Consider the following 26,987-nt stretch of genomic DNA (forward strand, 5'->3'; position numbering starts at 1 on the left):
CCGATCTCCGCGGCGACTTGGCTCGGCGTCACAGCCTCTTTGCGAGCCTTGGATCGAGCGAGTCGCGCAAGCCATCGCCGAGCAGGTTCACCGCCAGCACGGTGATCGACAGGAACACCGCCGGGAACAGGATGATGTGCGGACGGACCTGCCAGAGTGCTCGTCCCTCAGCCATGATGTTTCCCCACGAGGGGGTGGCCGGCGGAATACCTGCTCCAATGAATGAAAGCGCGGCCTCGATGATCATTGCGCTCGCACAGATGTAGGTCGCCTGCACGCTCATCGGCGCGAAGGTGTTTGGAAGGATGTGCTTTAAGATGATCCGAGGCGTGCGTGCGCCGTTCGCCACAGCCGCCTCGACATAGGGCTGCTCGCGCAGGGACAGCACGACGCTGCGCACCAGACGCGCTACGCGTGGAATCTCGGCGACGGTGACAGCGATGACAACATTTCCCACCGAGCCGCGCGTCAATGCCATCAGAGCGATGGCTAGCAAGATCGACGGGATCGACATCATGCCGTCGATGATCCGCATGATGACGCCATCGCTCCATCGTACAAACCCTGCGAACAGTCCGATAGCCAGTCCGATTACCGAGGCGAGGAGCGCAACAGAGAACCCGACGATCAACGAAACGCGCGTGCCGTATATGACGCGGGAATAGATGTCGCGGCCGAGCATGTCGGTGCCGAACCAGTAGAGCTCGGAGGGCACGCGCGTGCGCCGTGTCGGCGAGATCGCGGTCGGATCAATGGTCCCCAGAAGCGGCGCCAGAACTGCCACTAGTCCCATTATTGTAAGTAGACCGCCGCCGATCGCGACGGATGGATGCCGGCGCAGATAGCGGCGGAAGCGGGCGGCGCGGCCGAGTTCGGCCTTGGCCGGTGCGGCGGCGGGAGCCGCGGGGGTCGATTGCGCGGTCAATAGCGGATCCTCGGGTCGACGAGGGTATAGGTCAGGTCGATCAGCAGGTTCACCAGCAGTCCCTGAAACGACGAAGGCGCCGTCTCCGGCGCCTTCGTCATCATCGCTGCTGTCTCGTCGCTTCAGGCTGCGAACCTGAAGAACTCACTGCGCGCGGACAGCCAGCGCTCGATCCCGTCGAGATGGACGTGACCGCCGATGTCTTCGGGTGGGAGCGCCTGACGCAAGGTCGTTACCTCGCCGAGCGCCTTCGGCAGCGTCAGCCACTGGACATCGGCCTCGGTCGTCAGCCGATCGCGCAGCCAGGTCTGGCCTTTCCGCCACGCTGCAGGCGAGAGCGATTGCGGCGCCTCCAGTAAGGTCAGCCGGTTGGCGAAAGCTTTCAGCCGCTCGTCGCTGAACCCGGCCGCGATCGAGGCACGATCCGCCCAGGACGAGCCATGCCAGCGGGCGCAGGCACGGGCATCGTCGTTGGAGATGAACCCGCCGGAATAGAGCGTCGCCTCATGGTGTGGCGACGGCTCACGGTCGGCGAAGCGGTTCGCCAGGGCGGCCGCGAGGTTCGCCCGGAATCCGGCGTGATCCCGGATACGGGCCGCGCGCTCGCGGTAGAGCGGGCTATCGCGATCAGGCGGCAGGGCGTGGCAGCCCTGCTCGTAGGCCAGCAGGATCGGCTGGGCATTGGTCTTGATCATCCGGATCGGGCGAGGGCCTGAGCTGAAGATGAGCTTGCCGATCTCGTCCGCCGCGAGATCGAGATAGCTCGCCGGATCGATCGTGAGGTCGGCCGCCGCCCAGGACGTTGCGACGTTCGGGTTCGGCGTCACGCCGACGACGGGCGCCAATCGCGATGAACCGCCGAGCACGAGAACCTCCCCGCCGGCGAGCCTGCGGTTCGCGACCGCCTTGTCGGCGAGGCTCAGCAGGGTTGCGACAGTTATAGGCGCGACCTCGCGCAGATGCCGGAACAGGGCGAGCGTCGCCTTCGCGTCGGCGAGGGCATCATGGGCCGCGTCCTCGGACAGGGCGATACCATTGGCCCGACAGACCTCACCGAGCTTGAAGCTCGGCTTGCCCATGGTGTTCAGCGGTATCGAGATCACGTTCGGCTGCAGCATCGCCACCGCCCTGACCATGGTCAGGAGATCGGCGCGGCGGTGGCCATTCAGCTGCGTGCCGTATGGCGGCAGCAGATGGGTGAAGAAGGCGTGCCGGAGGATTTCCTCGTCATACCTGATCGTGTTGTAGCCGATGATGGTCGCCGGCGCCCAGGACTCCAGGGCCTTGGCGATGACGCAGAGCATCTCGGTCGAGGAGAGCGGCGCCTGCTCGAGCTGTTCGGGGCGGATGCCGGTGGTCATCAGCGCGCCGGGCGACGGCACGATATGAGCCGGCAAGCGGCAGCGCAGCGAGAGCTCGCCAAGGCAGGCGAGGTTCTCATCGGTGTGGAGGAAGGCAGCCTGGAGCGGCACGTTCCATTGCGGTTCGAGACCGGTGGTCTCGAGATCGTAGATCACGAACATGGGGCCGCGTCCTCAGTGCCGGCTCTCGGTGCCGGGCGTCACCGGCACCTTGGTCAGGTTGATACCGAGTTCGTGCGCATCCTGCTGCATCGCGGCCTCGACCATCCAGGGGGTGCGCGAGCGGCGGAACTCATCCTCGTCGAAGACCATCGCCTCATAGACCATGATCTTGGCCTCGAAGTGCTCGGTCTCGCGCGCCGGCGCCTCCGCCAGCATGAAGGCGAAGAAGCGGGCGGTCGCACGCGCCCCTTCGGCCAGTTGCAGACCTGTCAGGTCGCCGTGCTGCGGATAGCTGCGCTCCGGCTGCTGCTCCAGCAGCAGCGCATGCGCCATCGCCTCCTGCCAAAGCCGGTAGAACCGCTCCGGCCGGTCCGTCGTCATCCGGTAGCTGCGCTGGTAGCGGGCGAGATGCTCCACGCTCGGGCGCGCATCATCCTGGGCGGTGGCACCGCCCTCGTTGTTCCTCGTCATTCCAATATCCGTCCGGGCTCGCAAGACCCGGAACGGCTCTGTCGGCTCAGGTTCGCGGGGGTTCCCGGTAGCGGGTTCCTACCCTCCCGTTCTTCCTGAATCTCTCTGACAACCCGATATGCCCAAGGCGCAACTGTGGCCCTTAGCGGACTTTGGCATCGTCCGGTTTCAGGTGATGTGATCCGTCGTCTAGCACTCGACATCGCCGGGTAAATTTACTGACGCCAAGTGGCTGCTTGGCGAGGTCCGCTGCTTCCCGCATGTTAAGGCGATGGCCTATACCTGCCCCGCCTACTTTCTTCGGAGATGCAAGATGCGTCGCTTTCGAGCCGTTGCAGCAATCCTTCTCGCTGCGCTCGTTTTGCCGGCGCCTGGTGTGCAGGCGCAGTCCCGCATCAAGGCATTGATCGAGAGATTGCGAGGCGACACGATGCCGGACGGGATCGTCAAGACCAACGGTCGGATCGAGGCGACGCAGGTCGACGTTTCCTCGAAATATGCCGGTCGTCTGGCGGAAGTCACTGTGAAGGAAGGTGACGAGGTCACTGCCGGGCAGGTCATCGCCCGCATCGCGTCGCCCGAATACGAAGCGCAATTGCGGTCCGCACAGGCGCAGGTGCTGCGCGCTCGGCAGGCCCTCGCGGAGGCCGAGGCGCTCATCGCCCAGCGCAAGAGCGACCAGATCCTCGCCCGCACCGATGCCGAGCGGGGCAAGGAACTTGTCGCAAAGGGATATCTCAGCAAGCAGGTCGACGACCAGCGCTCGGCCAAGGCCGACGCGGCCGACGCGGCGCTGCGAGCCGCCCAGGCGCAGCGCGATCAGGCCCAGTTCGCGATCCACGCCTCCGAGGCCGATGCCGAGCAGATCAAGGCGATCTTGGTCGATCTCGTGCTGCTCGCGCCGCGCAGCGGGCGCGTCCAGTACCAGCTTGCCCGGAGCGGAGAGGTCGTCGCGGCGGGCACCCGCGTCGTCACCATCCTAGACCTCTCGGATGTCTACATGACGATCTATCTGCCGGCCGCGCAGGCGGGGCAGCTCGCGCTGGGCGACGAAGCGCGCATCATCCTCGACCCCGTGCCGCAATATGTCATCCCGGCGACGGTGAGCTTCGTCGCAGCCGATGCACAGTTCACGCCCAAGGCCGTCGAGACCGCCGAGGAGCGCGAGAAGCTGGTCTTCCGCGCCAAGCTACAGGTCGATCGCAACCTGCTCGCGAAATACCATCGGCAGGTGAAGACGGGCGTGCGCGGCCTCGGTTTCGTCCGCACGTCCCCCAGCGCGAAATGGCCTGACTCTCTCGCCGTGAAGCTGCCATGACAGAGGCCGGCCCCGCCGCCAGCCTCGCGGGGGTCACGCATCGCTACGGCAAGGTGATCGCCCTCGACGCGCTGACCCTCGATATTCCCGCCGGCCGGATGATCGGCGTGATCGGGCCGGACGGCGTCGGCAAATCGACCTTGCTTGCACTGGTCGCCGGGGTGCGGGCCATCCAGCAGGGCAACGTCCGTGCGCTTGGCGGTGATCTCGGTATCAAGGCTGAGCGCGAGGCCCGGCGCGGGCGCATCGCCTATATGCCGCAGGGACTCGGCCGCAATCTCTATCCGACGCTCTCGGTCTTCGAGAATATCGACTTCCATGCCCGGCTCTTCGGGCAGGACGCGGCCGAGCGCCGCAGCCGCATCGACGAATTGCTCAAGGCGACGGGGCTTGATCCCTTCGAGGCTAGGCCCGCCGCGAAGCTGTCCGGCGGCATGAAGCAGAAGCTCTCGCTCTGCTGCGCCCTGATCCATGATCCCGATCTGCTAGTCCTCGACGAGCCGACGACGGGCGTCGATCCGCTGTCGCGCGGCCAGTTCTGGGACCTGATCGACACGATCCGCACCCGCCGCCCGGGCATGAGCGTCATCGTCGCCACCGCCTATATGGAGGAGGCCGAGCGCTTCGACTGGCTCGTGGCGATGGATGACGGCAAGGCGATCGCCACCGGCACGCCTGCCGAACTCCGCGAAAAGGCCGGGCAAACGACGCTGGAAGGCGCCTTCGTCGCGCTATTGCCGGAAGTCAAGCGCGCGCAGCATCGGGAGGTCGCGCTGCGGCCGCGGGTCGTGAGCAACGATGCGACACCTGCGATCGAGGCGGAGGGCCTGACCCGCCGCTTCGGCGATTTCGTTGCGGTCGACCATGTCAGCTTCCGCATCGGCCGCGGCGAGATCTTCGGCTTCCTCGGCTCGAATGGCTGCGGCAAGTCGACGACGATGAAGATGCTGACCGGCCTGCTGCCCGCGACCGAAGGCACGGCCAGGCTTTTCGGACAGCCGCTCGCGGCCGACGACATGGAAACGCGCCGCAATGTCGGCTACATGTCGCAGGCGTTTTCGCTCTACAGCGAGCTGACGGTCCGCCAGAATCTCGTGCTCCATGCCGAGCTCTATCATTTGCCACCGGCCGAGGTTCCCGGCCGGATCTCGGAGCTGCTGACCCGTTTCGATCTGGCTGATGTCGCCGACGAGCGGCCAGAGAGTCTGCCACTCGGCATCCGCCAGCGCCTGCAGCTCGCCGTCGCCGTCCTGCACAAGCCGGCCATGCTGATCCTCGACGAGCCGACATCGGGCGTCGACCCGATCGCGCGCGACGCCTTCTGGCGCACGCTGATCGACCTCTCGCGCGACGACGGCGTGACGATCTTCCTGTCGACGCATTTCATGAACGAGGCGGAGCGCTGCGATCGCATCTCCTTCATGCATGCAGGCAAGGTGCTAGCGGTCGGCACCCCGCCGGAGCTGGTGCAGAAACGCGGGGTCGATACGCTCGAAGAGGCCTTCATCGCCTATCTCAAGGAAGCCGCCGGCATTGAGGATACGCCAGCGGAGGCGGCTGCGGCGCCTGCCGGCGAAACCCGGCCGGCGCCCCCGGCCCGCCGCTTCGATCCGCGCCGGCTCTGGGCCTGCACCCGCCGCGAAACCATGGAGCTGCTGCGTGACCCGATCCGCTTGAGCTTCTCCTTCCTCGGGCCGCTCCTGCTGATGCTGGCCTTCGGCTTCGGCATTTCCTTCGATGTCGAGAACCTGAAATTCGCGGCCTTCGACCAGGATAACTTGATGGAGAGCCGGCAATTGGTCGAGGCCTTCTCCAGCTCGCGCTATTTCGACGAGCAGGCGCCGATCCGCTCCGCTGCCGAACTCGACCAGCGCCTGCGAAGCGGCGAGATTCAGCTTGCGATCGAGATCCCGCCCTCCTTCGGCCGCGACCTTATGGCGGCGCGAGCGCCAGAGCTCTCGGTCTGGCTCGATGGCGCCATGCCGTTCCGGGCCGAGACCACCCGCGGCTATGTCACGGGCCTGGCGACGCAATATGCGCAAGGTTTCGCGGCAGCGCAGGCCGCGTCGAGCCATGCGCCGTCGCCCGTCACGATCGAGACCCGCTTCCGCTACAATCAAGACTTCAAGAGCGCCAATGCGATGGTGCCGAGCGTGATCATGCTGATGCTGATCCTCATCCCGGCCATCATGTCGGCGATCGGCGTCGTCCGTGAGAAGGAGACCGGCTCGATCGCCAATTTCCGCTCGACGCCGATCAGCCGCTTTGAGTTCCTGTTCGGCAAGCAATTGCCCTATATCGCTGTGGCGATGGCGAGCTTCTTCATGCTGGCACTGATCTCGCTCACCGTCTTTGCGGTGCCGATCAAGGGGCCGACCTGGGTGCTGGTGCTGGCGACCCTGCTCTATGTCTCCGCCACGACCGGCTTCGGCCAGCTTATCTCTAGCTTCACCCGCACGCAGGTCTCGGCCGTCTTCGCGACCGCGATCCTGTCGATCATTCCCGCAGTCAATTTCTCCGGCCTGATGGTGCCGGTTGCCTCGCTCTCTGGCGGCGGCCGGATCATCGGCATGAGCTTGCCGCCGGCCTGGTACCAGCCGGTCAGTGTTGGCGTCTTCACCAAGGGGCTGGGGGCGGCCGAGCTCTGGCCCAATCTGGTGATGCTGGGCTTCTTCTTCCTGCTCTTCCTCGTCGTCGCGCAGCTGGCGCTACGCAAGCAGGAGGTGTGAGATGGCCGCGCTCGTCATCCATCTCCAGAATATCCTGCGCCTCGTCGTGAAGGAGCTGCGCAGCCTGCGTGCCGATCCGATCATGCTGGTGCTGGTGGCCTATACCTTCAGCATCGCCGTCTACACGGTTGCGACCGGCGTGAAGCTGGAGGCGCGCGACCTCACCATCGGGATCGTCGACGAGGACCAGTCGGAGTTCTCGCGCTCGCTGCTCGGTGCTTTCAACCCGCCGCTGTTCAAGGTCTCAAAGCGCATCGCCGCCTCGGAGATCGACGCCGAGATGAACTCCGGCCGGCTCGTCTTTGTGCTCGAGATCCCGCCCAAGTTCCAGGCGGACCTGTTGGCCAGGCGGCAGACGGCGCTGCAGCTCAATATCGACGCCACCGCGATGACCCAGGCCGGCAATGGCGCGGTCTATATCCAGCAGATCATCGCGCCGGAGATCGCGAACAGGCAGGCCGGGCGCGAGACAGCGACGGCGCTGCCGATCAATCTTGTGGTGCGGGCGCGCTTCAACCCCAATCTCGATTCCGGCTGGTTCAGCTCGGTCATGCAGGTGCTCAACAATGTCACCCTGCTGACAATCATCCTGACCGGTGCGGCCCTGATCCGGGAGCGCGAGCAGGGTACGGTCGAGCACCTGCTCGTGATGCCGGTCACGCCGGTCGAGATCATGCTCGCCAAGATGGTGGCGAGCGCGCTGGTCATCCTGGTCGCTGCGGTGGCCTCGCTCGTGCTCGTTGTCGAGTGGGCTCTCGGTGTGCCGATCACCGGCTCGCTCCTGCTCTTCGTGCTCGGGACGGCGATCTATGCTTTTGCCGTCGCCGCGCTCGGCATCCTGCTCGGCACGCTGGCGACCACGATGGGGCAATTCGGCCTGCTCGCGATCCCGGTCTTCGTGGTGACGCAGCTCCTGTCCGGTGCAACGACCCCGATGGAAAGTATGCCGATCTGGCTGCAATGGATCATGCGGATCTTCTCGCCGACGCCGCATTTCGTCGCCTTCTCGCAAGGCGTGCTCTATCGCGGCGCAGGCCTTGACGTCGTCTGGCCCGAGATCGCCAAGATCATCGCGATCGGCGCAGCCTATTTCGCCTTCGCGCTCGCCCGCTTCCGGAAAGTGATCTTCGCTTGAAGGGGATTGGAGAGAGGCAAGGCCGGAGCGGTACCGATGCGTGAGATGGTCATCCATCTGAACCTGTTCGCCATCGCGCTAGCCGGCGCCATCGCCGGATTTTTCGCTAGCCGCTTCGGAGGACTCTGGACGCCGGATCAGATCTGGACGGCAGCCACCATCCCGGTTGCGGTGGCGCTCGCCGTCTCGATGCTGCGGGACATGCTGGCGGGCCGATTTGGCGTCGATGCGATCGCGCTCGTAGCGATGCTCGCGTCGATCGCCATGGGAGAACCGCTCGCCGGCGTGGTCGTCGCGATGATGTATTCCGGCGGCAACCTGCTGGAGGACTATGCGCGCGGCAAGGCTGAACGCGAGCTCCGCTCGCTGCGGGACCGGACGCCGCGCATCGCTCACCGTCAGGAGGCCGGCGGCCTCGTCGACATCGCCGCCGGGGACGTGGCGGCCGGCGACGAACTGCTGGTCCGCGCCGGCGAATTGCTGCCGGTCGATGGCGAACTGCTCGATGTCCGGGCCCAGCTCGACGAATCCGCCGTCACCGGCGAGCCTCTGCCGGAGACGAAGACGCGGGGCGCCGCGCTGCGCAGCGGTACGGTCAATGCCGGTGAAGCGTTCCGTTACCGTGCATCGGCCGCGGCGCATGAGAGCACCTATGCCGGCATCATCCGGATGGTGGAAGCGGCGCAGACCGCCAAGGCTCCCTTCATCCGCATGGCTGACCGCTTCGCGCTGCTACTGCTACCGGCGACGCTGATCGTCGCCGGCCTCGCATGGTGGCTGTCGGGCGATCCGATCCGCGCGCTCGCGGTGCTCGTCGTCGCCACGCCATGCCCATTGATCCTCGCCGCGCCAGTTGCCTTCATCGGCGGTGTCTCGCGTGCTGCGCGCTCCGGCATCCTGATGAAGGGCAGCTCGGCCATCGAGGCGCTGGGCCAGGTCCGCACGGCGATCTTCGACAAGACCGGCACCCTGACCGAGGGCGGCGCCCGGCTGATCGCGCTCGACACGGCACCGGGCGTCGAGGCGGGCGATATCCTGCGCCTCGTCGCCTCGCTCGAGCAAGCCTCGCACCATGTTCTCGCCGAGACCCTGGTCGCGCTGGCGCGCCAGAAGGCCTTGCCCCTGTCGGCACCCACTGCCGTTCGGGAGTACCGCGGCTCCGGCCTGGAAGGCGTCGTGGAGGGGCGGCATGTCCGCGCGGGATCGCGCCGCCTTGTGCTGGGCTATGGGCCGCTTCCTCCCTGGGCGACATCGGCCGGGACGAGCGGAGACATGGCGGCGGCGCTCGCTGTCTTCATCGCGGTCGAGGGCCAACCGGTCGCCTTCCTGGCCATGGCGGACGCAGTGCGCCCTGACGCCGCCGCAACCTTGCAGCGCCTACACGCGGCAGGGGTGAGCCGCATCCTGATGGTGACAGGGGACGATGCCGGCACGGCGAAGGCGGTCGCCGCCCAGCTCGCCATAAACGAAGTCCGGGCTGATTGCAGCCCGGCGGACAAGGTCGCCGCCGTCGCGGCCGAACAGGCGCGGCAGCCGACCGTTATGATCGGGGACGGCCTCAACGACGCTCCGGCGCTGGCGGCTGCCAATGTCGGCGTGGCGATGGGCGCGAGAGGAGCGACCGCCTCCTCCGAAGCCGCCGATGTGGTGATCCTCGTCGACCGGATCGACCGCGTTGCGGAAGCGGTCTCGATCGCGCAGCGGACGCGGGCGATCGCGCTGCAGAGCATCGTCGTCGGCCTCGGCCTGTCCGGGATCGCGATGGTCTTCGCCGCCTTCGGCTACATCCCGCCTGTCGCCGGCGCCTTCCTGCAACAGGGCATCGACATCGCCGTCATCATCAACGCCTTGCGTACATTGGTCGGGCCGTTGCAGCCGGGCCGCCCCGGTGTGGCCGCCCGGACGCCGCGCATCGCTGGCGAGGTTTGACCTGTCGCAAGGCTGTCGCGTTTGCCTCTATCAGGTTGCCTGTCTACCCTTCGGGGCCAATCGATGAGCGAGTGTTTCGACCATGGCGACCAGCCGCAACGCGACGAAGGCAGCGAGCCAGCCGAAGAGCCGCTCCGCCGCGCTCAGCCTACCCTGGTTCTGGCCGGTCGATGCCGCGCTGCGCCTGACCGAGCGCAATCTCGATTTCCTATCCGAGGCCGTGAAGATCACCCGCCCGCCGCCGCCGGACTGGGCCACGCCCAACACGGTGCGGCTCGACCTGCCGACCATGCGCCTGCGCGAATTCGGCAAGGTAGTGGCCGGCAGCATTCCCGTCCTGGTCGACGCACCCTATGCCGGCCACGGGGCCACCATTGCCGATTACGACAAGGGACAGAGCCTCGTCGAGGTGCTGCTGGCGAACGGCGTCGACCGTGTCCTCGTTACGGACTGGAAGCCGGCGACGCAGGAGATGCGGTATTTCAGCATCGACACCTATCTGGCTGAACTGAACGCTGCGATCGACGATCTCGGCGGCGAGGTGCACCTGGTCGGGCTCTGTCAGGGCGGCTGGCTGAGTGCGATGCTGGCCGCGCGCTTCCCGCACAAGGTGAAGTCGCTGGTGCTGGCGGGCTCGCCGATCGATGCCGACGCGGGTAACGGCCCGATCAAGCAGATGGCGCAGACCATGCCGCTGAAGAGCTATCGCGACATGGTCAAGCTTGGACGCGGCCTGATGCCGGGGCGCTTCATGCTCGCCGGCTGGAAGAACATGCATCCCGAGGAGCACTACGTCGATAAGTTCGTCCGGCTCTACCAGAACCTCGCCGACAGGAACTATCTCGACCGGACCGAGACCTTCGCCGCCTGGTACGAGAACCCGCTCGACCTGCCCGGCGTCTACTATCTTCAGGCCATCGAGCAGATCTTCAAGGAGAACCGCTTCGCCAAGGGCGCGTTCGTCGGCCTCGGTCGGCGCCTCAGCCTGAAGGACGTGACCTGCCCGGTCTATCTGCTGGCCGGCGCTGAGGACGACATCACCACCAGCGAGCAGGTCTTCGCAGCGGAGGACCTCGTCGGCACGCCGAAGAGAAAGATCGAGAAGAAGCTGGTGCCCGGCGGCCATATCGGCCTGTTCATGGGTCGCAAGACGCTGGGCGAGACATGGCCCGGCATCGCCCGCTGGCTTGTTGCGCAAAGCTAGAGAGGCGCCATGACGACGCTGACCTCCTCCGAGTACTTCCGGCTCGCGCTCGGCCGTTGCGAGGCTCTTCCGGCCGTGCGGACCGGGGTGGTACATCCCGTCAAGGCCAATGTGATCGAGGCGGTGGCCGATGCCGTCAGCGAGCAGCTGATTGCGCCTGTCCTGATCGGCCCGGCCGGCCGCATTCACGCTGCCGCACGGGAGGCCGGCATCGACATCTCGCCCTGGGAGATCGTCGATGCCGAGCACAGCCACGAAGCCGCAGCGAAGGCGGTCTCGCTGGCCGCCGCCGGCGAGCTTGATGCGTTGATGAAGGGCTCGCTCCATTCCGACGAGCTTCTGGGCGCGGTCGTCCGGGCCGATTCCGGATTGCGGACCGAGCGGCGCATCTCGCACGCCTTCGTGATGCATATCGAGAGCTATCCCAAGCCCTTCATCATCACCGACGCCGCGGTCAACATCGCGCCTAACCTGATGACGAAGGCCGATATCGTCCAGAATGCCGTCAATCTCTGGCATGTCGCGCTGAACGGCATCGGCGAGTTGCCGAAGGTCGCGGTGCTCGCCGCCGTCGAGACCGTTAATCCTCATATGGCGGCAACGCTCGACGCCGCTGCTCTCTCGAAGATGGCCGATCGCGGCCAGATCACCGGAGCCATCGTCGATGGGCCGCTTGCCTTCGACAATGCGATCAGCGCCGCAGCAGCGAAGGAGAAGGGCATCGCCTCAGCCGTAGCCGGCCATGCCGATATCCTCCTTGTGCCCGAGATCGAGGCCGGCAACATGCTGGCGAAGCAACTCACCTTCCTGAGCGGTGCCGACGCTGCGGGCATCGTGCTCGGTGCGCGCGTGCCGATCATCCTGACGAGCCGCGCCGATAATCTGCGCGCGCGCCTGCTCTCTTGTGCGCTGGCCGTTCTCCTGGCGGAAGCGCGCCGCACGGGGCGGATCAAGTGATCGACACCGTCCTCGTCCTCAATGCCGGCTCGTCCAGCCTCAAGTTCCAGGTCTTTCGCGTCGGTGATCTCGACGTTCTGGCGCGCGGCAAGGCCGTGCGCCTTGGCGAGCCCGAGCCTGCCATGGACGCGAGCCTCGCGGACGGCACCCGGGAGCGCATCGCGCTGCCGCCGGCCTGCGATCACGATACCGCTCTCGCGGCCGTCCTCGCCTTCGTCGACCGCCACGACGATGCTTGGCGGATGAAGGCGGTGGTTCATCGCATCGTCCATGGCGGCGAACGCTTTGTCGACGCTGTCGTGGTCACACCCGAGGTTTTTGCGGCGCTAGAGGCAATTTCGCCGCTCGCGCCGCTGCACCAGCCCCATAACCTGGCCGCGGTGACCGCTGCCCGGCGCCTGATGGGCGACGTCCCGAACATCGCCTGTTTCGACACAGCCTTTCACGCCCGGCACGATGCGCTGACCCATAACTTCGCACTCGGGCAGGATCTGCGCGACAGGGGCATCCGCCGCTATGGCTTCCACGGCCTGTCCTATCAATGGCTGGAGATGGTGCTGGCGGAGCAGCATCCGCATCTCCATGCGGGCCGTGTCGTGGCGGCCCATCTCGGTAATGGCGCGAGCCTGTGCGCCATCCAGGGCGGGCGCAGCATCGACACGACCATGGGAATGACGACCCTCGATGGCCTGCCAATGGGGACGCGCTGCGGCGCGCTTGATGCCGGGGCGGTGCTCTACATGTTCCAGAGCCTGGGGATGAACGCGCAGGAGGTCTCGGACGCGCTCTATGAACGCTCGGGTCTGCTCGGGTTGTCGGGCCTTTCCAACGACGTCGAGACGCTGCTGAAAAGCGACGACCCGCGCGCCCGCTTCGCTCTCGACTATTTCGCGCTCAAGGTCGCGCAGTTCGCTGCATTCATGGCCGCCGCCATCGGTGGGATCGACGCGCTCGTCTTCACTGGCGGCATCGGCGAGCACGCAGCTCCGGTGCGCGATGCGATCGTCGAACGCCTCCGCTTTCTCGGCGCATTCGAAGTCATCGTGATCAAGGCGAACGAAGAGCGTGTGATGGCGCTGCAAGCGCGCGCATGTCTCGCCGGAGAGGGATAGAGACAATAGCTCTTACAGCCGCGTGACGCACTCCGCATGGGGCAGCGAGCGAATTCACCCGCTCAGTCGACATGCAGATCGCAATACGTCGCTTCTTGAGCAATGGCGACTACACAGGCTGATCGACAGCGGGGCGTGTCATCGAAAACGTCCATTGCCGGCTGTGGTCATTGCAAAACTGAAGTTGGCTCATATCGAGAGAGGACAGGTGACCTTCCGGGCGCGCCAATGTCTGTTTCTCGAAGGCCGCCCAACGTCCGCAACTGGCGCAGGGCGCGCTCCTCGCCGCGGTTTTGGCCAAGAGGCGTGAGAGGGCCATCCGTCTTTGATAGAATTTTGGTGGATGCGGCATCCCAAGAAGGGGATCTGCCATGGCTATCCAAGCGCAGAACCAACTACCCCATCAGGCCTGGAACCTCGGGCGCATCATCGGGCCGAAACCACCTCTGAAGCCAAAGCACATCTGGGCGTTGCGGACGCGGCTTCAGCATGAAGGGCGAACTCGCGATCTCGCCATGTTCAATCTAGCAATCGACAGCAAGCTGCGGGGTTGCGATCTCGTTCGCCTTCGGGTCGGAGATGTCGTCCTCGGAGGCACTGTTCGCCTCCGAACCGCGATCGTTCAACAGAAGACCGGGCGGCCGGTACCATTCGAACTGACGGACTCAGCCCGGGAAGCGCTTGCCGCCTGGCTTAGAAAGCGAGGTTCGCGTGAGGACGACTGGCTCTTCCCGAGCCGCAGCCGGCCTGGCGATCACATCACAACGCGCCAATACGGCCGCCTTCTGGACTACTGGGTCGCCCTGATCGGATTGAACCCAGCGCTCTACGGAACGCACAGTCTCCGGCGCACGAAGGTCGCGCTGATCTATAAGCGCACCGGCAATCTGCGCGCCTGCCAGCTTCTTCTCGGTCACACGAAGCTGGAAAGCACCGTGCGCTACCTCGGCATCGAGGTTGACGATGCGCTTCTCCTTTCGGAGCTAGCCAGCCGCAGGCGGTAATTCGGCCACGCGAGCGCGGCCCGGTTCAGTCGGAAGGAATTGGCGTTCGACGTCATCGGCACCGTTGCGCTCGATCCAGGCAGACGGCACGGTGCCGCGAATGATGGCGCCGCCATGTGCCAAGGACGGGCAGATTCGGATGCCGAGTGCTTTGAGGGAGCGCGAAGGAGTGCGATTTTCTCACGTCGAGGCCTTTCGCGCGGTCATGATCACCGGCTCCACCACCGCGGCCGCTCGTATCCTTCATACCTCGCAGCCGAATGTCAGCCGCTCGATCGCGCAGCTGGAAAAGGCCATCGGACTGCAATTGTTCGAGCGGATGCCGGGAAAAGTGGTGCCAACCACGGACGGCCTGACATTTTTCAACGAGGTTCAGCGCAGTTTCCACGGTCTTAGGCGATTGGAGGAGGCGGCGAACCGTATCCGCCGGTTCAGTGGGGGACTGTTGCGAATCGGGTCGATCCAAACCTTGGCTCACGGCCTGATCCCCCGCGCGATCAAGCGCTTCGCGGAAATCTATCCGGAAACCGGTATTTCGATTCATGCGGGACATTCCGCGGCGGTGTCGCAATGGGTGGATGAAATGTCCTGCGATGTCGGAATCGTATCGCATCTCTACGAGAATTACGGGTTTTCCAGCGAGGAGCTCTATAGCGTCGACGGGGTCTGCCTGATGCCGGCGGAGCATCGCCTGGCCGGTAAGGCGGCAGTGCGCCCGGCCGATCTCGCCGACGAGCCCTATATCTCCTTCGCGCAGAACGACCACGGCCGTTCGGACGTCGACGAGGTGTTCTCGAAGGCCGGCATCGATCGGCGCATCACCCTGGAAACGCCGTTCAGCACCATCACCTGCGCGCTGGTCGCGCAAGGGCTCGGCGTGGCGATCGTCAATCCGCTCGCGGCGCAGGACTACCGGCATCTCGGCGTCGTCATGCGTCCCTTCCGCCCCTCGATCAAGCATGAAGCCCGGCTAATCTATCCGAAGGGGCGTCCGGAAAACCGTTTGGTCGCGAGCTTCATCGAGATCCTCAAGGCCGTGACGATGGAGGAGAAGGCAGCCCTCTCGGCGGTGCGGGAACGCGGCTAAAAATAGCAGGGCTCGCCGGGACGAGCGTCGATTGGCTCCTGGGGCTCGGCCCGGAAACCCTCGATGGCCAAAGGCGAAGCGCGGCAAAGCCTATATCATAACTGCATAGACCCCCGGTGTATTTCTATTTGCTCTAATGACAGGCGGTTCATAGCCTGCCTGCTTATGAGATCGTGGCGCCGGAGGAGCGCGCGCCGCATCTCAGATCAGATAAAAAATTCGGAGGGGTCATGAATCGATTTCGTAATCTGTTGCTGGCGGGAACCCTGGTTTTTGCTTCCCCCGCATTGGCTCAGCAAACCATGTATGTCGCCGGGCCCGGCGGCAGCACGCAGAAGCTCTTCCAAAGCCAGATCATTCCCGAGTTCGAATCCAAGCATAACGTCAAGATTACTTACGTTCCCGGGATTTCGAGCGAGATCGTCGCGAAGCTGCAGGCTCAGGCCGGCAAGCAGGAGATCAATGTCGCCATCTTCGATGACGGGCCGCTCTATCAGGCGATCCAGTTCGGCTATTGCGACAAGCTGAGCGACGCTCCGATCTACAAGGATATCTATCCGTTCGCCCAGTTCGGCGGAAATGGCATCGGCGTCGGGCTGGTGGCGACCGGCATCGCCTACAATGCGGCGAACTACAAGAAGAAGGGTTGGCCGGCGCCCTCCTCCTGGAAGGACCTGACCGACAGTAAGCTGGAGGGGCGCCTGACCGCTTCCTCACTGTCCGGCACCTACGGAGTCCATACGCTCGTGATGTTCGCTCGCATCAACGGCGGCGACGAGAGCAATATCGAGCCCGGCTTTGACTCCATCCGGAAATCGCTGGCGCCGAACGTCCTGAGCTGGTCTTCCTCGCCCGCGAAGCTAGCCGAGATGTTCCAGAACAACGATGTCGACGTAGCCGTTTGGGGCAGCAGCCGCGCGATCGCACTGAAGAACACCGGCTTCCCGATGGAATTCGTGTATCCGAAGGAGGGAACGCCCGCGCTCGTGCTCGGCGCCTGCCCGGTGGTCCAGAACAGTCTTCCCGAAGCATCGCAGGCTTTCCTGCAATATCTCGTCACGCCCGCGATCCAGGCGAAGCTGGCCACGGAAGGCTTCGGCCCCACCAATCGCCAGACCAGGCTGGATGACAAGCTGGCCGCGCAGGTCCCTTACGGCGATGAGCGCGTCGGCAGGATGATCTCGGTCAAGTGGAGCGAGATCAACAAGAACCGCGCCGAGTGGACCAATCGCTGGAACCGCACGATCGAGAGATAAGGGCGCAAGCGCCCGATCTCCGCAGCCGTCGAAGCGAAGGCCCATCGAAATGAGCAGTTTGTCTCTGCGCGCCCTGTCGAAGAGCTATGGCCCGGTCCAGGCCGTTCGCGGCGTGGACCTGGATGTGAACGAAGGCGAATTCCTCTCGCTGCTCGGCCCATCGGGCTGCGGCAAGACGACGACCTTGCAGATGGTGGCGGGCTTCGTTCCGCCGACGACGGGGAGCATCGTCGTCGACGGGCAGGACCTGACCAGCATCGCGCCGGAGAAGCGCGACATGGGCGTCGTCTTCCAGAGCTATGCGCTCTTTCCGCATATGACCGTGGCCCAGAATATCGGCTTCGGCCTTGAGATGCGCCGGGTCGAGCGCGGTGAGCTGAAGCGACGGGTCGAAGAGGCCCTGGCGATGGTCCGCCTGGCCGGTCTCGAGGGGCGTTATCCCAGCGAGCTGTCCGGTGGCCAGCGCCAGCGTGTCGCCATCGCCCGCGCCCTGGCCATCCGTCCGCGGGTTCTCCTGCTGGACGAGCCGATGTCGAATCTCGACGCCAAGCTTCGCGGCGAGATGCATGTCGAGCTTCGCTCCCTGCAGCGGCGGCTCGGCATCACCGCGATCCTGGTCACCCACGATCAGGTCGAGGCGATGACGATGAGCGACCGGATCGCCGTCATGACGAATGGCGGGATCGCGCAGCTCGGCACGCCGCAGGAGGTCTACGACAGGCCGGCATCGCAATTCGCTTCGAGCTTCCTGGGGCACACGAACGTGCTGAGCGGACGGATCGAAAGCCGGATCGCCGACGAGGCGACCGTCCGGGTCGGACCGACCTCGTTCCGGACCAGGGTCGCGAAAGATCAGGTGACCCCCGAGATCGCCGTGTTCGTCCGCCCGGAGCGCCTCCGCCTCGGCTCGCCGGACCAGGCCACCCTCCAGGGGCGTGTCAGTACCCGCCTGTTCCTCGGCGGGTCGTGGATCTACGAAATCGAGACCGAACTCGGCATGCTTCGTATCACCCAGCAGAATACCGGGACGGTGCAGCCCGAGGAGGGGGAAACGATCGGAGTGAGCTGGAACGCCGAGGATCTGCGCGTCATCGCGACGGAGCGTTCCGATGGCTAGCACGACCCCCCAGACCAGCCGCGGCCTGCCCTGGCTGCTCTCGCTGCCGGCTCTCGCGCTCTTTCTCGCCTTGCTGGCCATTCCGCTGGTTCTGACTGCGATCCTGTCGTTCAACGCCTTCGACGGCATGCGCGGCATCCAGCAGAGCTATGGTTTCGGCAACTATCTCGAAGTCCTGCTCGACGGCTACTACCGGGAAATCTTCCTGCGGACGGGCGGGATGGCGCTCGCTGTCACGCTGATCTGCATCGTCCTCGGGGTGCCCGAGACCCTGATCCTCGCCAAGATGAAGCCGGTCTGGCGCGGCACCTTCTTCGTCGTGATCCTCGGGCCGCTGCTGATCTCCGTCGTGGTGCGCACGCTGGGCTGGTCGGTGCTGCTCGGCAGCCAGGGCGTGGTGAACACGGCGCTTCGCGGGCTCGGCCTGGTGGACGAGCCGATCCGGCTGCTGTTCTCGATGACAGGCGTCATCATCGTCCTGACCCATGTTTTCCTGCCCTTCATGGTCATTGCCGTGTGGAGCGCCATGCAGCGCCTCGATGGGCAGATCGAGCACGCGGCCCGCTCGCTCGGAGCGGGGCCTTTCACCACCTTCCGCCGCATCATGCTGCCGCAGCTGATGCCCGGCATCCTGTCCGGAGCCATCATCGTCTTCGCCCTGGCGGCATCGGCCTATGCCACCCCGGCGATCATCGGCGGGCGCAGGGTCAAGGTCGTCGCCACCACGCTCTACGACGAGTTCTTCAACTCGCTGAACTGGCCGCTCGGAGCCGCGATCGCGGTGCTCCTGCTGCTTGCCAACATCCTGATCATCGTCGGCTGCAACCGGCTCGTCGAGCGGCGTTTCAAGCAGGTGTTCGCATGAGCGGCCGGGATATCTCAAGGAACGGGCCGCTTGCGCTGGTCTTCCATGCGCTGCTCACCGTGTTCATCCTGGCACCGCTGGTCGTGGTGATGCTGGTCTCGCTCTCCGACAAGGAATACCTTTCGATGCCCTTCGACGGCATGTCGCTGCGCTGGTACCGGGAAATCCTGGCGGCGCCGGAACTGATCAGCGCGTTCTGGCTGTCGATATGGCTCGGTCTGGCCTCGGCGACATTGGCGACGATCGTCGCGGTGCCCGCGGCGCTCGCGATCGCCCGTCATCGGTTTTTCGGACGCGACGGGTTGATGGCGTTCCTGATGTCGCCGCTGATGATCCCCCATGTCGTGCTCGGCGTCGCCTTCCTGCGCTTTTTCTCGATCATGGAGTGGACCGGCTCCTTCGTGGCCCTGGTGCTCGTTCACGCGATCACCGTCGTGCCGTATTCGCTGCGGCTGACGCTCGCCGCCGTGATCGGGCTCGAACGTGACGCGGAGACGGCCGCCCGGTCGCTCGGAGCCTCGCGAGCGGTCGCCTTCCGCCGCATTCTCCTGCCGCTCATCCTGCCGGGCGTCGCGGCGGGATGGGTGCTCGCCTTCATCCAGAGCTTCGACGAGGTCACGATGACGATCTTCGTCGCGACGCCCGGAACCACGACGCTGCCCGTCGCGCTCTACAACCGCATATCCCAGCTCACGGATCCGGTGACGACGTCGGTCTCCACCATCCTGATCCTGGGAACGATGGCCTTCATGTTCATCCTCGACCGCATGGTCGGCCTGGACAGGGTTCTCATCGGAAAGAAATAGCCGAAACGACCGTCCCGACCGGTCGCCCGATCGGCGCCGGCAGGACAGTTGCGCCCGAAATTCGAGACGAAAGCCGGCCTGGACCGGAGTTGCGGACATGAGCAGCCAGACGATGACGGTGGTAGGGGGCGGGCTTGTCGGGGCCGCCATTGCCTACGGAGCGCTGCGGGCGGGAATGCGCGTCCGCGTTCTCGACCAGGGAGATACCGCGTTTCGCGCCTCCCGCGGCAATTTCGGCCTGGTCTGGGTCTCGAGCAAGGGCGGCAAGATGCCCCGCTACGCGAGCTGGAGCCGCGATGCGCTGAAGCTCTGGCCGAACCTGCAGAAGGAACTGGTCGATCTGACCGATGTCGATGCCGGTCTCGAACAGCCGGGGGGCTTCTGGCTGGGCTTCGACGATGCCGATGTCAGGGCGCGCGCCGATCTTCTGGAACGGATCGATCGCGAGGTCGGCGGCATCCCCTTCAAGATGATGGACCCCTCCGAGCTCCGGCAATATCTCCCCGGGATCGGGCCGGCCGTGGTGGGGGGGAGCTTCTGCCCGCTCGACGGCCACGCCAATCCCCTGATGTTGCTGCGCGGCCTGCATGCCGCGCTTCGCCATCGCGGGGCGGATGTGATCACCGGCGTCGACATTGCCGAGATCAGGCACGATCCCGCCAACGGGTCCTTCGAGGCGGTCTCGCAGGATCGCCAGAGCTGGAAGAGCGACCGGATCGTGCTGGCGGCAGGGCTCGGCAACGCCGGATTGGCCGCGCAGGTCGGCCTGCACGCCCCCATCGCATCCACGCGCGGCCAGGTTCTCATCACCGAGCGGCTGAAGCCGTTCCTCGACTACCCCACGAACAAGTGCCGGCAGACGCGGGAGGGCAGCGTCCAGATCGGTTCGACCTCCGAGGATGTCGGCCTCGACGACGGCACGACGACCGACAAGATCGAGATACTGGCACGCCGCGCGGTCGAAACCTTTCCGGCTCTGGCGCGCGCGCGCCTTGTCCGGGCGTGGGGCGCCCTGCGGCCGCTGACTCCGGACGGTTACCCGATCTACCAGGAATCGGCGTCCTGCCCGGGGGCCTTCCTCGCCACCAGCCATAGCGGCGTCACGCTCGCGGCGGCCCATTGCTACGTCGTCGGCCCCTGGATGGCCGGTCTCTCGCAGGTGCCGGCCGGGTTCGAGGTGTTCACCGGCGATCGCTTCCTGGACGCCGACGCGAGCTTCTCCCATGACCATTGAACCGCTCTTCACCGTGCCGGACGCGCCGGCCGACGCCTCGGTCACGATCGTCTTCGAGGGCACGCCCTTGCGGGTTCCAGCCGGCATCACGGTTGCCGCGGCCCTGCTCGTCGGCGGCGTCAGGGAATTCCGGTCGAGCGTCGTCGGCGGTGTTCCGCGCGCGCCTTACTGCATGATGGGCGTCTGCTTTGAATGTCTCGTCGAGATCGACGGGGTGCCGGCGCGGCAAAGCTGCCTGATTCCCGTCCACGAAGGGATGGTCGTCGCGCGCCAGCTCGGTGCGGCCCATCTCGATGAATTCAGCCTCGGAGAAGAGCCATGAGCGCTGCGGCGGATCTCGTCGTCGTCGGCTGCGGACCCGCCGGCATGGCTGCGGCCTGCGAGGCGCGCGCGCTCGGTCTCTCCGTGATCGTTCTCGACGAGCAGCCGGCGCCCGGAGGCCAGATCTATCGCAATATCGAAGCCGCGCCCGCCGATCGCATCGCGGTTCTCGGCAGGGATTACGAAGCCGGGCGCAGTCTCGCGGCCGAGTTCCGCAACAGCGGTGCCGGGCATCTGCATGGAGCGACCGTCTGGAACGTCGCGCAGGACGGCGCCGTGGACTATGTCGCGGATGGACGATCGCGACACGTCGTCGGCAAGGCCGTGCTGCTCGCCAGTGGCGCCATGGAACGGCCGTTTCCGATCCGGGGCTGGACGCTTCCCGACGTCCTGGGTGCAGGCGCCGCGCAGATCCTGCTGAAAGGTTCCGGCGCCCTGCCCAGCGGGCCGGTCGTCCTGGCCGGTTGCGGGCCGCTGCTCTACCTCCTCGCCTGGCAATATCTCCGTGCCGGCGTGACGATCGCGGCCATCGTCGATACGACGGCAGGGGCGGGCTATCTGGGCGCGATACGGCACGGTGTCGGCGCCGTGCGCGGCTGGCGCGATTTCGCCAAGGGCCTCAAGCTGATCGCGACGCTGCGCCGGCATGGAGTCAGGTTCTATTCTGCCGCGAGTGATCTCGCGATCGAGGGTGAGCGGCAAGCCGAGGGCCTCTCCTTTCTCCATCGTGGCCGGCGGGTGACGCTGCCTGCGTCGCTGGTCCTGCTGCATCAGGGCGTCGTGCCGAATACGCAATTGTCGTGGTCGACGGGCGGGGCCCACCGCTGGGACGGCGAACAGCTGTGCTGGTTGCCCGAGACGGACCGTTGGGGCCGGCTGGGCGAAACGCCGATCTACGTTGCAGGAGACAGCCGGGCGATCGTCGGTGCGCGGGCGTCGGCGACCCAGGGAAGACTGTCGGCGCTCGCCATCGCGGAGCGTGCCGGCAACGCCGTCGATTCCGGCCGGCGCGCGGCGCTGCTCGCTCTATTCGAACGGCAAAGCCATATCCGGCGCTTCCTGAACACCCTCTACCGCCCGGCCGATGCGAACCGCATCCCGCGTGACTCCGCGGTGATCGTCTGCCGCTGCGAAGAGGTCACGGCAGGGCAGATCCGCGGCTATGTCGAGCTCGGCTGCCGCGGCCCGAACCAGACGAAGGCGTTCGGTCGCTGTGGAATGGGCCCCTGCCAGGGGCGCCTGTGCGGGCTGACGGTGACCGAGATCATCGCCGAGGCACGCGGCGTCACGCCGGACGACGTGGGCTACTACCGCATCAGGGCGCCGATCAAGCCGGTCATGCTCGGCGACTTCGGCGATTGAATTCCCGCCCTCCATTTCACCACGAGGAGAAGACCATGAACGACATCGTCCGCATCGAAACCGATCCGCGCCGCAGCCGCGTCGTCGTCTATAACGGCGTCGTCTATGTCGGCGGCATGACCGCCGACGATCGCAGCCAGGACATCAAGGGGCAGACCCGGCAGACGCTCGAAAAGATCGAGCAGTTCCTTGCCAGGGCCGGCACCGACAAGAGTCGCGTCCTGACCGCGCAGATCTGGATCAAGGACCTCGCGCGCGATTTCGAGGGCATGAACGAGATCTGGAATGCCTGGACCGCACCGAACGCCGCGCCGACCCGTGCGACGGCCCAATGCGAGATGGGTGCGCCGGACGTTCTCGTCGAGATCATCGTGACGGCCGCGGCCGGCCGGTAATCTCGGAGCAGGGCACAGGGGGCGGGCCATGAAAATCGCCGAGTTGCGAACCTATGTGCTCGCGGATGCCAACAAGCATTACCTCTACGCGGCCATCCAGACCGACCGGGGAATCGTCGGTTTCGGCGAGGCGACGCTCGACCATCGCTGGCCGTCCGTCGCCGCCGGCATCGAGGAAGGCTTTCGGGCCATCGCGGGGCAGGATCCGACCACGGTCGGGAAGCACTGGAGCCTGCTCAAGGACAAGGTCTACTGGGGCGAGGGCGCCAGCAGCATGGCGGCTCTCGCCGCGATCGACCAGGCACTGTGGGACATCACCGGCAAGGCCTATGGCCTGCCGGTGCACAAACTCCTCGGCGGCGCCGTTCGGGATCGCGTCGGCGTCTACCTGAACCAGTGGTGGGCCGGATACCGATCGACCCATGACCTGATCCAGAAGGCGCAGGACGCGGTTTCGCGCGGTGCCACCGCCCTGAAATGGTATCCGTTCGGGACCGCCGATCAGCTGCAGTATCGCGTTCGGCAGCACGACGTGCCGAAGGCGGTGGCGCAGGTCCAGGCGGTCCGCGCCGCCGTCGGCCCGTCGATCGGGTTGATGGTCGATCTCTGGCGCCGGCTCGACTGGGCCTCGGCGGCGCAGTTCTGCTCTGGCGTCGCCGATTGCGACCTCGTCTTCGTCGAGGAGCCGACCGAGTTCCAGAGCGCGGACGCGCTGGCACGGCTGTCATCCGCCACACGGACCCGCATCGCCTTCGGAGAAAGGCTGCATTCCCGCCGGCAATTCGCGGAGATCATCGAGCGGCAGGCCGTCGGGCTGGTGCAACCCTCGATCATCCGCGTCGGCGGGCTGACCGAGGCCATCAAGATCGCAAACGCGGCCGAGACCTACAACATCGGCGTCGTGCCGCATAATCCGCACGGACCCGTCGCGATCGCTGCATCGGTGACCTTGGCGGCGCTGGTGGCTAATTTCGTGATCCTGGAATCCTACGAGAACGATAATCCGCCTTCGCGCAGCCAGTTCGTCCGGCAGGGGCCCATGATCGAAGGAGACAGCTACAGCCTGTCCGAGGCTCCGGGGCTCGGCGTCGAGATCGATGAGGAGGCGCTGGCCCAATTGGCGGTCGCAAAAAGGACTGTTCGCGCCTAATGGCGCGCTTCTCGGCCATCCTACGCAAAATGTCTGCTTCCGGGCGACGAGCGAGAGTCCGCTCCTGGCGCACGTCCGTTTCTCGTCTTTTCCGCTCCCTCAATCCCATGTTGAGGACGGAAGATTGATCGTTGGTGACAACAACAAATGAGCAGTTAAGCGCTGAGCAGCCACATGGCGCGTGCGGCACCGCCGCGCTGCACATAGTCCAGACCATACGCCATGAGGTCTGCGAGATGCTCATCAACCGCAGCGAGCGAGATACCGGGCTGAACCCCGTATATCTCAAAAACAAGGCCGGTCGCCGGGGCGGCTTCGATAATGGTTCGAGCCATCGCTGCATCTCCAATCACAAACCGCGAAGGCGTCCTATGGCGCCCTGCGTTGACGCGATGATCAATGTGATCAAGCAGAATGCTCGGTTCGCAATAGGCGACCGACTTCAACATCTGACCGGCGACTTCATACACGTCATCGACACGTCCCCCACTTGGGGCTCCGCCGGCGCCTTTGCAGTGATACAACTGAACTCGCACGGTCCCGTCATCATCCCGAATGATCGAGACGTAATCGGCTGCTTCCCCGCTGCGGTGATCGTAAAATAGTGCTTGCACGCCCGCAGCGGCGCTCAAGCGCCGCTCAAGCGCCTCGTGCACCGTCAACGCGCCATCGGCTTTGGTTCTGTCGAACTCGATCTGGATGTTGCAACCGGCCCAATCCGCGGCTTCCGCATCGCCCTCGGCCAAACGCGTGATTACGGTCGGCGCTGCTCCGATCAAATTGACACCTTGGAACGATGTCTTGTCACTCGCGTAGAATACCGGCGGGTGCAGTGACATCCACAATGCGAGATCAATCCAGTCCTCAAAGCTGGCCAAAATCTGCAGTTCGCCAGCGCCGGTTTGGACAATCAGATTTCCGCCCGTAAGGCGGTAATCGAACTGGACGGCGTATGCATCTGTTTTGGCAGCGAACTGCAGACGGTCGCGCTGCGCGGAGATCTGAAAATCTCCCAGCTCTAAGTCCGTGATCTGACCAATTTGCCACTGGTCATTTTCCGTCAAGCGAAAGCGGATGCGCGGCGCGAGCCGATATGCCTGCTTGTGCCAGCCTGCTGCGATGACGATTTCTGGGAGCGTCCGCAGCGTTCGGGCATGCTGGATAATGTCTAGCTTGGAAGGTGTGATATTGGCCGTGCTGTTGAGGCGTCGGTTTAGCTCCGTGATCCAGCTGATGTATTCCGCGACTGTCAGCCTTTGGTTGCTCCAGATCCGAGAACTGCTGCTTGCGCCGATTGTCTCGCGCTCGTCGTCCTTGCCTACTCCACTGCCAAAGAAGTGGCCCTGCGAATAGGCACGTGCATCACCCGCAGTGATAGCGCGCTCCGCAGCAGGGCCGGTCATTGTGCGATACGTTTCCGCTTGCGAGTTTAGCGCCGTGTTGCGAAGACCGACGTTATAAAATCTGAGCGAATCTAATCCGATGAGGGCCTGGCGCGTTCGCTCGAAGCTGATTTGTCGATGCTGATCCCTGCAGGCCGTCTGCATCAAATCGAGATAAATGCGATCAGTCCTGCGTGTAGAGCCTATGAAGCAAAGCTTAGAGGCCTCGTTATAAGCCATCAGGAAAGCGTCGTGCCGGATGTTTACCAACACGTCCGATGTGGCCCAATTGGGCGGCGAGGTATCGATTGTCAGAATGAGCGCCACCAAGCCATTCTCAGACAACCATTGCTTCACAATGCGTAGGTTGCGACCGATGGTGTCCTCAAACCGCTCAAAATCTGGCTGTACCGAGCATTCGAAAATCTGCGCATGCGCATAGAGCTCAAGCAGAAGCGGTGTCACCGAGTCATAATCGGAATCTGCCTGCTGGCGCGTCTTCAGGAGTTCAAGAACCTCGCGATCAGCCTCGGCCTCGGCAAGCTGTTCCTGGGCGACCGCATCGATCATGTCTGCGATATCGATGCCTTCTTGGAAAAGTCGCTTTGAAGCGGCCTGAAGTCGGCCCAAATGAGCTATGAGCGTCGCATCTCCCGTTCGCGCATCTGTCGTGCGAGCAAACCGCCCGATGAACTGAAGCATTGGTACAAGGGATCGGTGCGGCGCGTGAAGCGCTGCGACCTTCAGTTTCGGGAAGTCGTAGCCCTCACCGAACATGTCGACGCAAACGACGCCATCGAGCTCACCAACGATCAGGGCTCTCTCAACTTCGTCCTGGGTCTTTTTTGGAATATGGCTGTCGATCGCTCGAACTCTCGCGCCGGCTCGCTCGTACACGCCCACAAGATCACGGGCTGCCGATATGGAGGAGGCTCGTGCGAAAAGGCGGTGATCGAAGCCAGCTTCTCTATCAGCTCGCAACTGCGCCACGGCGCCGGCCGCGATCGCGACATCGATCTGTTGGTCATCCTGATCGTTGGCCACGCGGACGGAGCGGAACAATACACGGCCGAAAGCCCGCTCCTTGGCTGCTCTTGAAACCGGATACCAATATGCCATCCGACCTGGGATGACTTTTCGATCGCGCCGAAACGGTGTCGCCGTCAAAAATACGAATTTTGCGTTCCTGTAGTGGGATAGAAATGCCGCCCAGGTTTCAGCGGGGGCATGGTGGGCTTCGTCGAAAATTATCAAGTCGAACAGATCGTCTGGTGCACCTGCCGCGACCGCTGGTGAGATGCTTTGGGGCGTAGACACAACAGCATCGGCGGTCTGCAGCCTTGCCCATTCTTGTGCATCAGCGGGGCTGCCCTTTTGGCTGATAACGTTAGGGTTGGGGGTCTCTTCTGCGGCTGCGCCAAGACGCTTCAGCGTTGACAGTTCTTTCAGGTGACTTGCGGTTTGCCTTCTCAGTGCGTCCGAAGGCTCCACGACAAGCAACCGCCTGGCCTTAAGCACGAACGGCAGCGCCATGAGCAAAGCGGTTTTGCCGTAGCCGGTGGGCAGGGAAACGATGGCCGGTTCGTCGTATACGGAGAAGTGCGCCAGCACCGAGTGCAGGCCGCCAAGCTGGCCGGGCCGCAAACCGGTATTGGGACCGTCCAATGGTCGAAGCAGTAGCTGATTGTCAGCGAAATAGCTCATC

At 64.8% G+C, this 26,987-nt stretch carries 22 protein-coding genes; 18 read left to right on the forward strand and 4 right to left on the reverse strand.

The window, feature by feature from the left end; genetic code table 11:
- Positions 1-28: 28 nt before the first annotated feature.
- The 3 genes from Q9235_RS25530 to Q9235_RS25540 form a co-directional block, all read right to left on the reverse strand.
- Entirely contained in the window at positions 29-925 is an 897-nt protein-coding gene (locus Q9235_RS25530; protein ID WP_422678243.1) for an ABC transporter permease, read from the reverse strand.
- Between the two features lie 122 nt (positions 926-1,047).
- The gene (locus tag Q9235_RS25535) at positions 1,048-2,448 is read right to left on the reverse strand and encodes an exonuclease domain-containing protein (protein ID WP_306224549.1); all 1,401 of its coding nucleotides are present in this window, start codon (positions 2,446-2,448) and stop codon (positions 1,048-1,050) included.
- Between the two features lie 12 nt (positions 2,449-2,460).
- Positions 2,461-2,919 carry a hypothetical protein gene (locus Q9235_RS25540; RefSeq protein ID WP_306224550.1) on the reverse strand — a complete coding sequence of 153 codons (459 nt, stop codon included), beginning with the start codon at positions 2,917-2,919 and terminating at the stop codon, positions 2,461-2,463.
- Positions 2,920-3,232: 313 nt separating this feature from the next.
- Here Q9235_RS25540 and Q9235_RS25545 point away from each other — a divergent pair, with 313 nt between their 5' ends.
- From Q9235_RS25545 to Q9235_RS25630, 18 genes are all read left to right on the forward strand, one after another.
- Positions 3,233-4,237: an HlyD family secretion protein gene (locus Q9235_RS25545; protein WP_113587616.1), complete on the forward strand. Its 1,005-nt coding sequence runs from the start codon at positions 3,233-3,235 to the stop codon at positions 4,235-4,237.
- On the forward strand, positions 4,234-6,966 hold the full coding sequence (gene rbbA, locus Q9235_RS25550; protein ID WP_306224551.1) for a ribosome-associated ATPase/putative transporter RbbA: 2,733 nt from the start codon (positions 4,234-4,236) through the stop codon (positions 6,964-6,966). Before Q9235_RS25545 ends, rbbA begins: the two co-directional genes overlap by 4 nt.
- A 1-nt stretch (position 6,967) precedes the next feature.
- The gene (locus Q9235_RS25555; protein WP_306224552.1) at positions 6,968-8,101 is read left to right on the forward strand and encodes an ABC transporter permease; all 1,134 of its coding nucleotides are present in this window, start codon (positions 6,968-6,970) and stop codon (positions 8,099-8,101) included.
- Positions 8,102-8,137: 36 nt separating this feature from the next.
- Positions 8,138-10,030: a heavy metal translocating P-type ATPase gene (locus tag Q9235_RS25560; protein WP_091862362.1), complete on the forward strand. Its 1,893-nt coding sequence runs from the start codon at positions 8,138-8,140 to the stop codon at positions 10,028-10,030.
- 82 nt (positions 10,031-10,112) lie between these two features.
- Positions 10,113-11,234, forward strand: coding sequence for an alpha/beta fold hydrolase (locus Q9235_RS25565; RefSeq protein ID WP_091862357.1), 1,122 nt, complete (start codon positions 10,113-10,115; stop codon positions 11,232-11,234).
- A gap of 9 nt (positions 11,235-11,243) precedes the next feature.
- The gene (locus Q9235_RS25570; RefSeq protein WP_306224553.1) at positions 11,244-12,191 is read left to right on the forward strand and encodes a bifunctional enoyl-CoA hydratase/phosphate acetyltransferase; all 948 of its coding nucleotides are present in this window, start codon (positions 11,244-11,246) and stop codon (positions 12,189-12,191) included.
- Positions 12,188-13,303, forward strand: a complete 1,116-nt coding sequence (locus Q9235_RS25575) for an acetate/propionate family kinase (protein WP_306224554.1) — start codon at positions 12,188-12,190, stop codon at positions 13,301-13,303. Before Q9235_RS25570 ends, Q9235_RS25575 begins: the two co-directional genes overlap by 4 nt.
- Positions 13,304-13,674: 371 nt before the next feature.
- Positions 13,675-14,307 (forward strand): tyrosine-type recombinase/integrase, encoded by a 633-nt coding sequence (locus Q9235_RS25580; RefSeq protein ID WP_306224555.1) that lies wholly within the window; start codon positions 13,675-13,677, stop codon positions 14,305-14,307.
- A gap of 100 nt (positions 14,308-14,407) precedes the next feature.
- A complete protein-coding gene (locus Q9235_RS25585) occupies positions 14,408-15,394 on the forward strand; it encodes a LysR family transcriptional regulator (protein ID WP_306224556.1) in 987 nt (328 codons plus the stop codon).
- A 173-nt stretch (positions 15,395-15,567) separates the two neighbouring features.
- Positions 15,568-16,650, forward strand: a complete 1,083-nt coding sequence (locus tag Q9235_RS25590; protein ID WP_306224557.1) for an ABC transporter substrate-binding protein — start codon at positions 15,568-15,570, stop codon at positions 16,648-16,650.
- Between the two features lie 49 nt (positions 16,651-16,699).
- Entirely contained in the window at positions 16,700-17,767 is a 1,068-nt protein-coding gene (locus Q9235_RS25595; RefSeq protein WP_306224558.1) for an ABC transporter ATP-binding protein, read from the forward strand.
- Positions 17,760-18,632: an ABC transporter permease gene (locus tag Q9235_RS25600; RefSeq protein WP_306224559.1), complete on the forward strand. Its 873-nt coding sequence runs from the start codon at positions 17,760-17,762 to the stop codon at positions 18,630-18,632. The genes Q9235_RS25595 and Q9235_RS25600 overlap by 8 nt, the downstream gene beginning before the upstream one ends.
- Positions 18,633-18,643: 11 nt before the next feature.
- Complete coding sequence (locus Q9235_RS25605) at positions 18,644-19,438, forward strand: ABC transporter permease (protein WP_142115850.1); 795 nt, start codon at positions 18,644-18,646, stop codon at positions 19,436-19,438.
- A gap of 97 nt (positions 19,439-19,535) precedes the next feature.
- The gene (locus tag Q9235_RS25610; RefSeq protein ID WP_306224560.1) at positions 19,536-20,672 is read left to right on the forward strand and encodes an NAD(P)/FAD-dependent oxidoreductase; all 1,137 of its coding nucleotides are present in this window, start codon (positions 19,536-19,538) and stop codon (positions 20,670-20,672) included.
- Positions 20,662-20,994 carry a (2Fe-2S)-binding protein gene (locus Q9235_RS25615; RefSeq protein WP_113587420.1) on the forward strand — a complete coding sequence of 111 codons (333 nt, stop codon included), beginning with the start codon at positions 20,662-20,664 and terminating at the stop codon, positions 20,992-20,994. The genes Q9235_RS25610 and Q9235_RS25615 overlap by 11 nt, the downstream gene beginning before the upstream one ends.
- Positions 20,991-22,355, forward strand: coding sequence for an FAD/NAD(P)-dependent oxidoreductase (locus tag Q9235_RS25620; protein ID WP_306224561.1), 1,365 nt, complete (start codon positions 20,991-20,993; stop codon positions 22,353-22,355). Before Q9235_RS25615 ends, Q9235_RS25620 begins: the two co-directional genes overlap by 4 nt.
- A gap of 35 nt (positions 22,356-22,390) precedes the next feature.
- Entirely contained in the window at positions 22,391-22,750 is a 360-nt protein-coding gene (locus tag Q9235_RS25625; RefSeq protein WP_061963748.1) for a RidA family protein, read from the forward strand.
- A gap of 28 nt (positions 22,751-22,778) precedes the next feature.
- Positions 22,779-23,900 (forward strand): mandelate racemase/muconate lactonizing enzyme family protein, encoded by a 1,122-nt coding sequence (locus Q9235_RS25630; protein WP_291547733.1) that lies wholly within the window; start codon positions 22,779-22,781, stop codon positions 23,898-23,900.
- A gap of 155 nt (positions 23,901-24,055) precedes the next feature.
- On the opposite strand, the gene Q9235_RS25635 is transcribed toward Q9235_RS25630, so the two are convergent.
- Entirely contained in the window at positions 24,056-26,986 is a 2,931-nt protein-coding gene (locus tag Q9235_RS25635) for a DEAD/DEAH box helicase (RefSeq protein ID WP_306224562.1), read from the reverse strand.
- Position 26,987 lies beyond the last annotated feature (1 nt).

Origin of the sequence: Bosea beijingensis, from assembly GCF_030758975.1 — a bacterium.
In the GTDB taxonomy this organism is placed as follows: Bacteria; Pseudomonadota; Alphaproteobacteria; order Rhizobiales; family Beijerinckiaceae; genus Allobosea; species Allobosea beijingensis.